Below are 13227 nucleotides of genomic sequence, written 5' to 3'. Positions count from 1 at the left end.
CGCCCCGGCGCGGCGGCGGGGGCCGGGGGGTCCTGGAGGCGGTACCCGTCGTCGTCCTCGGACGGCACGTCCCCCTCGGCCGGTCCGGCGGCCGGGTCCGGCGCCCCGCCGGGCGCCGGCGCGGAGGGCGGCGCCCAGACCGGGAGGTGCCAGTCGTCCTCGGACGCACCCATCCTGTGCTGCATCTCCTGCCACTCCGTCTCGTGCGACCGGCGTGTTGCCTCCTGAACGGTACCGCCCCCGGCGTCCGGGCCGGGAACGGCTGTCAGCCCGTCAGTTCCTCGACGAGCGCCCGCAGGGCGAGGCGGTAGGAACCGATGCCGAAGCCCGCGATCGTCCCGCTGGCGACCGACGCGACGACGGAGTTGTGCCGGAACTCCTCGCGGGCGTGCGGGTTGGAGATGTGCACCTCGATGAGCGGGGCGGTGCGCTGCGCCATGGCGTCCCGCATGCCGTACGAGTAGTGCGTGAACGCGCCGGGGTTGACGACGACGGGCAGCTCGCCGTCGGCCGCCTCGTGCAGCCAGCGGATCATCTCGCCCTCGTCGTTGGTCTCGCGGACCTCGACGTCGAGCCCCAGCTCCCGCCCGGTCTCCTCGCAGGACTCGACCAGGCCCTTGTACGAGGTGGAGCCGTACACGTCCGGCTCCCGGGAGCCGAGCCGGCCGAGGTTCGGGCCGTTGAGGACGAGCACGCGGCGGCTCACGCCGAGACCTCCCCGTAGGCGGCGACCAGGAAGGCCGGGTCGGGGCCTTCGAGGATCGTCGGCTTGCCGAGTCCGTCGAGCACGATGAAGCGCAGCAGGTCGCCGCGCGACTTCTTGTCGAGCTTCATGGTCTCCAGGAGCTTGGGCCACTGGTCGCCCCGGTAGGTCAGCGGGAGGCCGACCGAGCCGAGGACCGCCTTGTGCCGGTCGGCCGTCGCGTCGTCGAGCCGGCCCGCGACCCGGCCGAGTTCCGCGGCGAAGACCATACCGACGGAGACGGCCGCGCCGTGGCGCCACTTGTACCGCTCGTTCTTCTCGATGGCGTGGGCCAGTGTGTGGCCGTAGTTGAGGATCTCCCGCAGGCCCGACTCCTTGAGGTCGCTGGAGACGACCTCGGCCTTCACCCGGATCGAGCGCTCGATCAGCTCGGCCGTGTGCGGTCCGCGCGGGCTGCGCGCGCCCTCCGGGTCGGACTCGACCAGTTCGAGGATGACGGGGTCGGCGATGAAGCCGGCCTTGATGATCTCGGCCATGCCGCTGACGTAGTCGTGGGTGCCCAGGGACTCCAGCGCGGCGAGGTCGCACAGCACCCCCGCCGGCGGGTGGAAGGCGCCCACCAGGTTCTTGCCCTCGGCGGTGTTGATGCCGGTCTTGCCGCCGACGGCGGCGTCGACCATGCCGAGGACCGTCGTCGGGACGGCGATCCAGCGCACCCCGCGCAGCCAGCTGGCCGCGACGAAGCCGGCGAGGTCCGTGGTGGCGCCGCCGCCGACCCCGACGATCACGTCGGAGCGGGTGAAGCCGCTCTGCCCGAGCGCCTTCCAGCAGTACGCCGCGACCTCCGCGGTCTTCGCCTCCTCCGCGTTCGGCACCTGCACCGCGATGGCCTCGTAGCCCTGGTCGGCGAGGTCGGCGCGCAGCGCCTCGCCCGTCTCGGCCAGGGCCTCGGGGTGGATCACGGCGACGCGCTTGGCGCGGCCGACGAGCGAGGGCAGCTCGCCCAGGAGCTGGTGGCCGACCAGCACCTCGTAGGGGTCGGTGCCGGCCGTGCCGGCGACCTGGATGCGCGTGACCGGCTGCGCCGCTGTCTGCTCCGTCATGCCTTCCTCAGTTCCAGTGCGTCCAGTACGGCGTCCACGACGTCCTCGGGGGCGCGCTCGTCGGTGGCGACGACCACCCGGGCGACCTCCGTGTACAGGTGGCGCCGCTCGTCCATGAGCTGCTTCCACTGCTGGCGCGGGTTGACGACCGTGAGCAGCGGGCGGGCCACGCTGAGACCCGTGCGGCGCACGGCCTCGGCGACCTCCATCGAGAGGTAGACGACCGGCAGGCCGGCGAGCAGCCCGCGCGTGCCCGCGTCGAGCACGGCGCCGCCGCCGAGGGCCAGCACCCCTTCGTGCCCGGCGAGGGCCGTCGCGACGGCGGCGCGCTCCAGCTCGCGGAAGCGCGGTTCGCCGTCGTCCAGGAAGATGTCGGAGATCTCCTTGCCCTCGGACGCGACGATGTCCGCGTCGGTGTCGCGGAACGACGTGCCGAGGCGCTGCGCGAGCAGCTCTCCCACGGTCGACTTGCCGACCCCCATGGGGCCGACGAGCACGACCAGCGGCGCGGTCACCGGATCGCCAGGTGCTCGAGGTACGACGCGACGTTGCGCCGGGTCTCGGCCACGTTGTCGCCGCCGAACTTCTCCGCGACCGCGTCCGCGAGGACGAGGGCGACCATGGCCTCGGCGACGATGCCCGCGGCGGGCACGGCGCACACGTCGGAGCGCTGGTGGTGGGCCTTGGCGGGCTCGCCGGTGGCGACGTCGACGGTGGACAGCGCGCGCGGCACGGTCGCGATGGGCTTCATCGCGGCGCGCACCCGCAGCAGTTCGCCGGTGCTGAGGCCGCCCTCGGTGCCGCCCGAGCGGCCGGAGGCGCGCCGGATGCCCTCGTCGGTCACCAGGATCTCGTCGTGGGCCTGCGAACCGGGCACGCGGGCGAGCTCGAAGCCGTCGCCGAGTTCCACGCCCTTGATGGCCTGGATGCTCATCAGGGCGCCGGCGAGGCGGGCGTCGAGCTTGCGGTCGGCGTGGACGTGCGAGCCGAGGCCGACCGGGACGCCGTAGGCGAGGACCTCGACGACGCCGCCGAGGGTGTCGCCGTCCTTGTGGGCCTGGTCGATCTCCGCGACCATCGCCTTGCTGGCGTCGGCGTCGAGGCAGCGCACCGGGTCGGCGTCGAGCCGCTCCACGTCCGTGGGCTTCGGCAGGACGCCGCGGGGCGCCCTCGCCGAGGCGAGCTCGACCACGTGGGAGACGATCTCGATGCCGGCCGTCTCCTTGAGGTAGGAGCGGGCGACGGCGCCGAGGGCGACGCGCGCGGCGGTCTCGCGGGCGCTCGCGCGCTCCAGGATCGGCCGCGCCTCGTCCAGGCCGTACTTCTGCATGCCGGCGAGGTCGGCGTGGCCGGGCCTCGGGCGGGTCAGCGGGGCGTTGCGCGCCTGCTCGGCGAGAACGGCGGGGTCGACCGGGTCGGCCGCCATGACCTGCTCCCACTTGGGCCACTCGGTGTTGCCGACCATGACCGCGACCGGCGAGCCCATCGTCAGGCCGTGCCGGACGCCGCCGAGGAAGGTGACCTCGTCGCGCTCGAACTTCATGCGCGCGCCGCGTCCGTAGCCGAGGCGCCTGCGGGCCAGGTGGTCCGCGACGTCGTCCGTCGTGATCGGGACACCGGCGGGAAGACCCTCCAGCGTCGCGACGAGTGCGGGGCCGTGCGACTCCCCCGCCGTCAGCCAGCGCAACCTGCTCAACGGTGCTCCTCATGTCCGCGCCTGGGAACTGCTGCGGCCCGACCGGGCGTGGGGCCCGGCCCGCCGTGCCTCGATCCTCCCACGAGCGGGGAAGCGGCCCGGCCGCCGGTCCACAGGACGGACCACTCGTCCGACGGTCGGAAGGGACGCTCGTCGGAGGAGATGCCCGCCCCGGGCGGCGGCCGCCGGGGCGGGTGCGACGGGCGGGGCTTCTGCGACGGGCGGGGCTTCTGCGGCAGGCGGGGCGCGTGTGACCTACGGGGCCGCTCCCCCCGTCCGCCGGAGGCGCCCCCGTCCGCGGTGGCTGTAACCGTCCGCCGAGGGCCGCGACCGCTACGCCCGGCGTGCCGCCAGCGCCCGCTCGCCCGCCGCGCGCATCGCCGCGAGCGGCGACTCGGGCAGCCCCGTCATCAGGTTCACCTGGATGACGGCCTGGTGCACGAGCAGGTCGAGGCCCGAGACCACCTGTCCGGCCCGGGCCGACCAGGCCGCGGCGAGCCGGGTGGGCCAGGGGTCGTAGAGGACGTCGAACAGCGTGCCGGGCCGCTCGGGCAGCCGCTCGGCCAGCTCGTCCGCCGCGCCCGCGGGCGTGGTCGAGACCACCAGCCGCGCGTCGAACGCGGCGGCCGCCTCGCCCCACGGCGCCGTGCGCACGTCGACGCCCAGCCGCTCGCCCCAGCCCCGCATCTCGGCCGCGCGGGCGTCGCTGCGCACGTAGGCCGTGACCGGGCCGGTGCACACCTGGCTCAGCGCGGCGAGAGCGGACGAGGCGGTGGCCCCGGCACCGAGCACGGCCGCCGACTCGACGGTTTCCACGCCGCGTTCCGCCAGCGCGGCCACCATGCCGGGGATGTCGGTGTTGTCGCCCCGGGCGGATCCGTCGGGGCTGAAGGTCACGGTGTTGACCGCCTCGACCGAGCCGGCCGTGGCGCTGATCTCGTCGAGCAGCGGGATCACGGCCCGCTTCAGCGGCATGGTCAGCGAGAAGCCGGCCCAGGGTGTCCCGTCCCGCTTCAGCGCCTCCCGGTAGAAACCGGGCAGCGCCGCCTCGTCCACCTCGTGGCTCTCGTAGCTCCAGCCCGTGAGGCCGAGCTCCGCGTAGGCGGCGCGGTGCAGCACGGGCGACAGGGAGTGCCCGATCGGCGAGCCGAGGACGGCGGCGGCGTGCGGCTCGGGCTGGGGCGCGTCCTGCGGGGTCATCCGCCGAGGCCTCTCTGCTTGTTGTTGAACTTCTGCTTGAGCTGCTCGAACTCGGTGAACGTCTTCGCGAACTCGGTCTTCTCGTCGCCGTCGGTCGCGACGAAGTAGAGCCACCCGTCGTGCGTCGGGTTGATCGCCGCGGCGAGCGCCTCCTCGCCGGGGTTGCCGATGGGACCGGGCGGCAGGCCCCGGTTCGTGTACGTGTTGTACGGGTCGTGGTTGCTGTTGACCTCGGCCTCGCTGATGTCGATGTGGCTCTGGCCCTTGAGGTAGTTGTACGTCGAGTCGAACTGGAGCTTCTGGTTGGTCTGCTGGTTGGTGGTCTTGAGCCGGTTGTAGACGACCTCGGCCATCTTGCGGAAGTCGTCGTGGGTCTTGCCCTCGGCCTGCACCAGGCTCGCGACCGTCAGCAGCTGCCAGGGGTTGTCGAGCCCGAGGGACTTCGCCTTGTCCTGCAGCCCGTACTTGTCGTACTCGGCGTTCGCGCGGGCGACCATCTTCTTGAGGACGTCCTCGGGCTTCGAGTTGTCCGCGACCGGGTAGCTCGCCGGGAACAGGAAGCCTTCGAGCGGGTCCTTGATGTTCTTCGAGTCGTCGGCCCAGCCGGGCATGCCGAGGTTCTTCGCCTGCGCGAAGGCGACGCCCTTGGTCGTGCCGGCCTTCAGCTTCAGCTTCTTGTCGATCAGCGCGTAGATCGCCGCGTCGCGGGTGCCCTCCGGGATGATCAGCGCGTTGCGGCTGTTCGGGCTCAGCATCAGCGCGACGGCGCTCGCGCCCGACATCTGCTTCTTGAGGGTGTAGACGCCGGCCTGGATGCTGTTGCCCTTGGGGTTGTGGTCCTGCGCGACGACGAACGCGGCGGTGCTCTTGACCACGCCGCTCTTCATCAGCAGGCTCGCGATCTGCGACCCGCTCGCCCCGTCCGGGATCGTGACCTGCACCGTCACGGTGCCGGCGCCCGAGTAGTCCGGCGGCGGGCCGAACCGGTGCTGGTAGAAGGTGTAGCCCACGTACCCGAGGCCGCCGACACCGCCGACGAGCACCACGGCGACGACCAGGCAGGCCGCGCCGCTGCGGCCCTTGCGCTTCTTGCCGCCGCCCCTGTCGCCGTCGTGCCCCTCGCGTTCGTCGTCGTCATCGTCATCGTCGTCATCGTCATCGTCGCCGTAGGCGTCGGCGGCGTTCCCGGCGGCCCCTCCGCCCGGGCGCCCGTCCCGCGGCCCGTCGGAACGCCCCGTGCGCCGGGAGCGTTCGCGGCCCGGCAGCGGGGTGTCCTCGCCCGTGAAGAACGGGTGCGTCTCCTCCGGGTGCTCGTCGTCCCAGCCGGTCTCCTCGGGCTCGCCGCGCCCGGCACCGCCGGCCGGCGTGCCGTCCGGACGGTACGCGCGCTGTCCGCCGATGCGCCCCCGCACCCCGGGCTCCCGCTCCTGCGGGGACCCGTCCGGGACCGGCCCGGCCCCGGAGCCGGCCCCCGGCCCGCCCCGGCCGCCCTGCGTCCCCGGGTCCTGGGGCGCGCCGGGCACCTGGCCGTAGTCCCCGCCGCCCTGCCCGTAGCCGTCGCCGGGTCCGTAGCCGTCGCCGGGCCCCCGCTGGTAGCCGACGACGGGCTGCTGCTGCCCGGTGTCCCAGCCGCCGCCGTACTGCGGGTCGTAGTTCTGCTGCCCCTGCGGGTACGCGTCCTGGCCCTGCCCGGCGTAGCCCTGCGGATCCTGCGCGTAGCCCTGCTGGGGATGCTGCTGCGGTATCTGCTGCCCGTAGCCCTGGCCGTAGCCCTGGTCCTGGCCGAACGCCGCCGGTGGCTGCGCCGGCTGCTGCTGGTACTGCTGGTACTGCTGGGCGTGCTGCTGCTCGGGGTAGCCCTGCTGGGCGTACTGCTGCTCGGGGTAGCCCTGCTGCGGGTACTGCTGGGCGTACTGCTGCTGGTACTGGCCCTCGCCGTAGCCCTGCTGCGGGTACTGCTGCTGGTACGGGTCGTGGGCGGCCCCGTACTGCTCCTGGGGGCCCGCCTGCCGGCCGTACTGCTGCTGCCCCTGCCCGCCGTCCTGCGCCGGCCGGCCGTCGCCGGCCTGTTGCGGCCCCCACCCCTGGTCCCCGTACAGGGGATCCTCGGGGTGCCACGGTTCGGAGCCGGAGCCCCGGCCATAGTCGGTCATCGATCCCCAAAAAGCCGCGAGGGGCAGCCGCAGTGCGCGGAGCGCGGCGGTCGCGTCGCCTCTTTCTTGTGCGGCGGCTGTTCGAACGCCGCCGCATCGCGCGGAACGTTACCGTACCGCGATCAGCCCCCCGCCCTGACGGCTTCGCCCGGGGCCGAGCCCGAGGCACGCTCCGTCTCCAGCGCGCTCTGCAGGATGACGACGGCGGCGGCCTGGTCGATGACGGAACGGCCCTTGCGGGACGTCACCCCGGAGGCCCGCAGGCCGCCGGCGGCCGTGACCGTGGACATCCGCTCGTCGACCAGGCGCACCGGTACGGGGGCGACGCCCCGCGCGACCTCGCGGGCGAAGGCCCGCACCTTGGCCGCGGCGGGGCCCTCGCCGCCGCCCAGCGAGCGCGGCAGCCCGACCAGGACCTCCAGCGGTTCGTACTCCTCGACGAGCGCCCGCAGCCGCCGGTGGGCGGCCGGGACGTCGCGTCCCGGCACGGTCTCCACCGGCGTCGCGAGGATCCCGTCGGGGTCGCAGGACGCGACCCCGATCCGGGCGTCCCCCACGTCGATCGCGAGACGGCGTCCGCGCCTCACGAGACCTCGGCGACCAGGCGCTCGACGGCGGCCATGGCCTCGCCGACGGCGTCCGCGTCCTGTCCCCCGCCCTGGGCGACGTCCGGCTTGCCGCCGCCACCGCCGCCGAGGGTCTTGGCGGCCGTACGGACCAGGTCGCCGGCCTTCAGGCCCCGTCCGCGGGCGGACTCGTTGGTGGCGATGACCGTCAGCGGGCGGCCGTTCGCCGTCGTGAACAGAGCGACGACGGCCGGGCGGGACGCGGGGATGCGGCCGCGCACGTCGAGGACGAGCCTGCGCAGGTCGTCGGCGGACGTGCCGTCGGGGACCTGCCCGGTGACGAGGGCGGTGCCGCCCACGTCCTTGGCGCCGTCGGCGAGGGAGCCGGCCGCGGCGAGGACCTTCTCCGCCCGGAAGCGGTCGATCTCCTTCTCGGCGTCCTTGAGCTTGGCGAGCATGCCGGAGACGCGCTCGGGCAGCTCGTCGGGACGGGCGCCCTTGATCAGCTCCTGGAGCTGGGCGACGACGGTGTGCTCCTTGGCGAGGAAGCTGTACGCGTCGACGCCGACGAGGGCCTCGATGCGGCGCACGCCGGAGCCGATGGACGACTCGCCCAGCAGCTTGACCAGGCCGAGCTGGGCGGTGTTGTGCACGTGCGTGCCGCCGCACAGCTCCTTGGAGTAGTCGCCGATCGTCACGACGCGCACGCGCTCGCCGTACTTCTCGCCGAACTCGGCGATGGCGCCCTGCTTCTTGGCCTCGTCGATGCCCATGACCTCGGCCCGGACGTCCAGGTCCCGGGCGAGCACCTCGTTGATCTTCTGCTCGACGTCGGTGAGGACCGTGCCGGGCACGGCGGCGGGCGAACCGAAGTCGAAGCGGAAGCGGCCGGGGCTGTTCTCCGAGCCGGCCTGCGCGGCCGTCGGGCCGAGCGCGTCGCGCAGGGCCTGGTGGGTGAGGTGCGTGGCGCTGTGGGCGCGGGCGATGGCGCGGCGCCGGTGGGTGTCGATGGCGGCGAAGGCCGGGGCGCCCACCGTCACCTCGCCGACCTGCACACTGCCCTTGTGCACGTACACGCCGGGCACGGGCTGCTGCACGTCGCGCACCTGGACCACGGCCCCGGTGTCGAGCCGGATGCGGCCCTGGTCGGCGAGCTGGCCGCCGCCCTCGGCGTAGAACGGGGTGCGGTCGAGCACGATCTCGACCTCGTCGCCCTCGGAGGCGGCCGGCGAGGAGACGCCGTCCACGAGCAGCCCGACGACGGTCGACTCGCTCTCGGTCAGGCCGTAGCCGGTGAACTCCGTGGCGCCGTGGGAGTCGGCGACCTCACGGTAGGCGGACAGGTCGGCGTGCCCGGACTTCTTCGCGGCGGCGTCGGCCTTGGCGCGCTCCCGCTGCTCCTTCATCAGGCGGCGGAAGCCCGTCTCGTCCACGGACAGCCCCTGTTCGGCGGCCATCTCCAGGGTGAGGTCGATCGGGAAGCCCCAGGTGTCGTGGAGCAGGAACGCCTTGTCGCCGGAGAGCACCGAGGCGCCGGCGGCCTTGGTGTCGGTGACGGCGGTGTCGAGGATGTTGGTGCCGGCCCTGAGCGTCTTGAGGAACGCGGCCTCTTCGGCGAGGGCGACCGTCTCGATGCGCTTGCGGTCGGTCTCCAGCTCCGGGTACTGCTGGCCCATCATCCGGATGACGGTGTCGACGAGTTCGGCGACGACCGGGCCCGTGGCGCCGAGCATGCGCATGTTGCGGATGGCGCGGCGCATGATGCGGCGCAGGACGTAGCCGCGGCCCTCGTTGCCGGGGCTGACGCCGTCGCCGATGAGCATCACGGACGTGCGCATGTGGTCGGTGACGACACGCAGGGAGACGTCCGAGGTGTGGTCGGCGCCGTAGCGCACGCCCGTCAGCTCGGTGGCCTTCTCGATGACGGCCATCGAGGTGTCGATCTCGTACATGTTCTGCACGCCCTGCAGGATCATCGCGAGGCGTTCGAGGCCGAGGCCGGTGTCGATGTTCTGCTGCGGCAGGTCGCCGAGGATCTCGAAGTCCTCCTTGCCGCTGCCCTCGCCGCGGACGTACTGCATGAAGACCAGGTTCCAGATCTCCACGTAGCGCTCGTCGTTGACGGCGGGTCCGCCCTCGGCGCCGAGCTCGGGGCCGCGGTCGTAGAAGATCTCCGAAGACGGGCCGCAGGGCCCGGGCACGCCCATGGACCAGAAGTTGTCCTTCTTGCCCAGACGCTGGATGCGCTCGGCGGGGAAGCCCACGACGTCGCGCCAGATGCGCTCGGCCTCGTCGTCGTCCTGGTACACGGTGACCCACAGCCGGTCGGGGTCGAGCCCGTAACCGCCGTCGTCCTGCGACGTGGTGAGCAGCTCCCAGGCCAGCTTGGCGGCGCCTTCCTTGAAGTAGTCGCCGAAGGAGAAGTTGCCGCACATCTGGAAGAACGTGCCGTGCCGGGTGGTCTTGCCGACCTCTTCGATGTCCGGGGTGCGCACGCACTTCTGCACGCTGGTGGCACGCTCGAAGGGCGGCCTGACCTCACCGAGGAAGTACGGCTTGAAGGGCACCATGCCGGCCGGGACCAGCAGCAGAGTCGGATCGTCCGCGATGAGCGACGCCGAAGGGACGACGGTGTGCCCGCGCTCCTCGAAGAAGCTCAGCCAGCGGCGGCGAATTTCTGCCGACTCCATCAGTGGTCCTCATTCCGGTTGTGTTCGTTGAAGGGGTGGGGGCCTCGGCCCCGGGGGGCGGGGCCCCGGCCGCTGCGGGGCGCGCCGCGCGCGGGGCCCGCCTCGACCGCGCGGACCTGCCGGGGCCCGGCGGGCGGGAGGCCGCGCGCGGGCTCCGCCTCGATGCCGAGCGCCTCACCGAGTTCGGCCTCGCGCCGGACCATGCCGGTCCTGACGTCGGCCGCGAAGTCCTTGATCCGGTGGCCGGCCTCGACGGCCCGGTTGGCCGCCTGCGCCGCGAGGCTCTCGGGGGTGAGCTGCTTGATCTTCTGGTTGACCTTGGCCGTGGCCCACACGCCGGCCGCTGCGCCCGCGGTGAACCAGAACGTACGGCGGAACATCGCTGCGTCAGCCCTTCTTGTTCCTGCGGCGTGCGGCGGGCACCGTGCGCCCGACGACGACACTGCCGCGCTCGCCCCGGCGCTCCTGCCGCGGTGCGGATTCGGCGCCGCGGCGGGACATCGCCTGGCGTACGCCGTAGCCGAACGCGGCGACCTTCACCAGCGGCCCGCCGAAGGTGGAGGCCACCGTCGAGGAGAGCGCGGACGCGTTGGAGGTGACTTCCTGGACGTCGGACGCGATGGAGTCGACGCGCTCCAGCTGCGTCTGCGCCGTGCGCACCGTCGCGGAGGCGTCCGCGAGCAGCGGCACCGCCTGTTCCGTCACGTCCGCCACGAGCTTGGTGGTCGCCTTGAGCGTCTGCGCGAGCCTCACCAGCACCACGGCGAGGAACGACACGAGGATTGCCCAGAACACGGCCACCAGGATCCCGGCCACCTCTCCACCGGTCACACCGCACCGCTTCCTGCTTGGTCACGGACACCCGACGGGGTCCGAAGAGTCGTCCTCCGACCCTATCGCGCCGCCGCCCGCGCCCCGAACCGGATTACGGGCGGGCGGACGGCGGTTGTCAAGGGCGATTGTACGGAAAGGCATCGCTTCGCTACGCTCTGTTTCCCATGCGTGGCACATCCGGTGGAGTCCCCGTCCCCGACCGCCCCGAGGAGCCCTGCCGCGGGCTGCCCGCGGAGCTCTCGTCGTTCGTCGGCCGCGACGCCGCGCTGGCCGGGCTGGTGGAGCGGCTGGAGGCGGGCCGGGACCGGCTGGTCACGGTGGTGGGTGTCGGCGGCGTCGGGAAGACCCGGTTCGCGCTGCGGGCCGCGGCGGCGGTGGCGGAGTCCGGTCCCGGGCAGAAACGCTACTGCGACGGGGTCCGGCTGGCCGACCTCGCGCCGCTGCGGGATCCCGCGCTGCTCGACCACACGCTCGTGGAGGCGCTGCGGCTGACGGACCAGAGCCCGCGCACGCCGCGGGAGGTCCTCGCGGAGCAGCTGGCGGGCCGCCGGGTGCTGCTGGTCCTCGACGGCGCCGAGCACCTGGTCGAGGCGTGCGCCGAGGCCGTCACCGACCTGCTGCGCCGGGCGCCCGGCCTGCGGGTCCTCGTGACCGCCCGCAGGCCGCTGGGCGTCGAGGGCGAGCACATCCTGGCGCTCGCCCCGCTGCCGCGGGCGGAGGCGGAGGCGCTGTTCCTGGTGCGCGGGGCCGCCAGGCTGCCGGGGTTCGCGCCCGAGGGGGCCGAGCGCGCCGCCGTCGCCGAGCTGTGCGCGCGCCTCGACGGCATCCCGCTGGCGCTCGAACTGGCCGCGGGCCGCCTGCCCGTGCTGACGCCCGACCAGATCGTCGACCGGCTCGACGACCGCTTCCGGCTGCTGACGGCCGGCGCCCGCGGGGCGCTGCCCCGCCACCAGACGCTGCGCACGGCCGTGGGCTGGAGCCACGAGCTGTGCACCTCGCGCGAGCGGCTGCTGTGGGCGCGCCTGTCGGTCTTCCCCGGGCCCTTCGACCTGGACGCGGCCGAATACGTCTGCGGCGGGCCCGACCTGCCCGCCGACCAGGTCCTCGACGTCCTGGGCTCGCTCATCGACCAGTCGCTGCTGGTCCGGGAGGACACCCCGGCGGGCAGCCGCTACCGGATGCTGGAGACGGTGCGGGCGTACGGCGCCGAGTGGCTGGAGGAGGTGGGCGACGCCGAGCGGCTGCGCGGGCTGCACCGCGACTGGTACGTGGGGCTCGCCACCTGGTACGAACTCGACTGGTACGGGCCGCGCCAGGCGGAGATCGCCGCCGGGGCGGAGAGCGCGATGCCGAACCTGCGGGCGGCACTCGACCGGTGCCTGAGCTCCCCCGCCGACGCGCACGTCGGCCAGCACCTCGCCGGGTCCCTGTGGTTCTACTGGGCGGGCTGCGGCCGGCTCGCCGAGGGGCGGTACTGGCTGGACCGCGCGGTGTCCCGGGAGCCGGGCGGGCGCGACGGGACCCGGCTGAAGGCGCTGTGGGTGCAGGGGTACGTCTCCGTGCTCCAGGGCGACACGGCGGTCGCGCTGCGCGCGCTGTACGAGTGCCGCGAGGAGGCGCTGCGCACGGGCGACCGGCTGGCGTACGCGTACGCGGTGCACCGGCTCGGGTGCGTGGCCCTGCTGACGGACGACCTGCCGCACGCTCAGGACCTGCTGGGCGCCGCCCTGGCGGTGTACCGCGAACTCGGCGAGCTGAACAGCAACGTCCTGATGGGGCGCGCGGAGCTGGCCATGGCGCTGGCCTTCCAGGGGGACGTGGACCGGGCGGTCGGCGAGTGCGAGCGGCTGCGCGAGGTGTGCGAGGACAGCGGCGAGCGGTGGGCGCGCTCGTACGCCCTCTACGTCCTCGCCTACGCGCGGTGGCGGGAGGGCCGGTACGCGGGCGCGCGGGAGCTGCTCGGCGAGTGCCTGACCACCAGTCACACCTTCCACGACCTGGTGGGGCTGGTCCTCGCCCTGGAGCTGACGGCGCTCGTGACCGCGAGCGAGGACGCCGCGCAGGAGGCCGCGGTGCTGCACGGCGCCGCGCTGCGGGTGTGGGACGCGGTGGGCCCGCCGCTGTTCGGCTCGCGCCATTTCGGGGCCCCGCAGGCGCTGTGCGAGGAGCGGGCCGTGGCGGCCCTGGGCCCCGTCCGGTACGCGCGGTGCGTGGAGCGGGGGCGGGCGCTGGACGCGGACGAGGCGGTGGCCAGGGCGCTGCGGTCCGCGCCGGGCTCGGCG

General features: G+C 73.9%; 11 protein-coding genes. 1 reads left to right on the top strand and 10 read right to left on the bottom strand.

Annotation, left to right across the window (positions count from 1 at the left end; translation table 11 throughout):
- Positions 1–265: 265 nt before the first annotated feature.
- From aroQ to L1885_RS13010, 10 genes are all read right to left on the bottom strand, one after another.
- Positions 266–706 (bottom strand): type II 3-dehydroquinate dehydratase, encoded by a 441-nt coding sequence (gene aroQ, locus L1885_RS13055; RefSeq protein WP_235797245.1) that lies wholly within the window; start codon positions 704–706, stop codon positions 266–268.
- Entirely contained in the window at positions 703–1806 is a 1104-nt protein-coding gene (aroB, locus tag L1885_RS13050) for a 3-dehydroquinate synthase (protein ID WP_235797244.1), read from the bottom strand. The genes aroQ and aroB overlap by 4 nt, the downstream gene beginning before the upstream one ends.
- On the bottom strand, positions 1803–2288 hold the full coding sequence (locus tag L1885_RS13045) for a shikimate kinase (protein ID WP_235797246.1): 486 nt from the start codon (positions 2286–2288) through the stop codon (positions 1803–1805). Before L1885_RS13045 ends, aroB begins: the two co-directional genes overlap by 4 nt.
- A gap of 29 nt (positions 2289–2317) precedes the next feature.
- Positions 2318–3502, bottom strand: a complete 1185-nt coding sequence (gene aroC, locus L1885_RS13040; RefSeq protein ID WP_235797243.1) for a chorismate synthase — start codon at positions 3500–3502, stop codon at positions 2318–2320.
- A gap of 333 nt (positions 3503–3835) precedes the next feature.
- Complete coding sequence (locus L1885_RS13035) at positions 3836–4702, bottom strand: shikimate dehydrogenase (protein ID WP_235797242.1); 867 nt, start codon at positions 4700–4702, stop codon at positions 3836–3838.
- A complete protein-coding gene (gene mltG / locus L1885_RS13030; RefSeq protein ID WP_235797241.1) occupies positions 4699–6855 on the bottom strand; it encodes an endolytic transglycosylase MltG in 2157 nt (718 codons plus the stop codon). The genes L1885_RS13035 and mltG overlap by 4 nt, the downstream gene beginning before the upstream one ends.
- A gap of 122 nt (positions 6856–6977) precedes the next feature.
- Positions 6978–7442, bottom strand: coding sequence for a Holliday junction resolvase RuvX (gene ruvX / locus L1885_RS13025; RefSeq protein WP_235797240.1), 465 nt, complete (start codon positions 7440–7442; stop codon positions 6978–6980).
- Positions 7439–10111, bottom strand: a complete 2673-nt coding sequence (gene alaS / locus L1885_RS13020; protein WP_235797239.1) for an alanine--tRNA ligase — start codon at positions 10109–10111, stop codon at positions 7439–7441. The genes ruvX and alaS overlap by 4 nt, the downstream gene beginning before the upstream one ends.
- Positions 10111–10491 (bottom strand): hypothetical protein, encoded by a 381-nt coding sequence (locus L1885_RS13015; protein ID WP_235797238.1) that lies wholly within the window; start codon positions 10489–10491, stop codon positions 10111–10113. The genes alaS and L1885_RS13015 overlap by 1 nt, the downstream gene beginning before the upstream one ends.
- 7 nt (positions 10492–10498) lie before the next feature.
- Positions 10499–10942 carry a DUF948 domain-containing protein gene (locus L1885_RS13010; RefSeq protein WP_235797237.1) on the bottom strand — a complete coding sequence of 148 codons (444 nt, stop codon included), beginning with the start codon at positions 10940–10942 and terminating at the stop codon, positions 10499–10501.
- A gap of 167 nt (positions 10943–11109) precedes the next feature.
- Here L1885_RS13010 and L1885_RS13005 point away from each other — a divergent pair.
- Positions 11110–13227: ATP-binding protein (locus tag L1885_RS13005; protein WP_235797236.1), on the top strand; the 2118-nt coding region annotated here is incomplete at its 3' end.

The organism is Streptomyces fuscigenes (assembly GCF_021556455.1).
Lineage (GTDB): Bacteria > Actinomycetota > Actinomycetes > Streptomycetales > Streptomycetaceae > Streptomyces > Streptomyces fuscigenes.
Note: the sequence above shows the minus strand (reverse complement) of the source record. Positions and strands in the feature narration are given on the sequence as shown.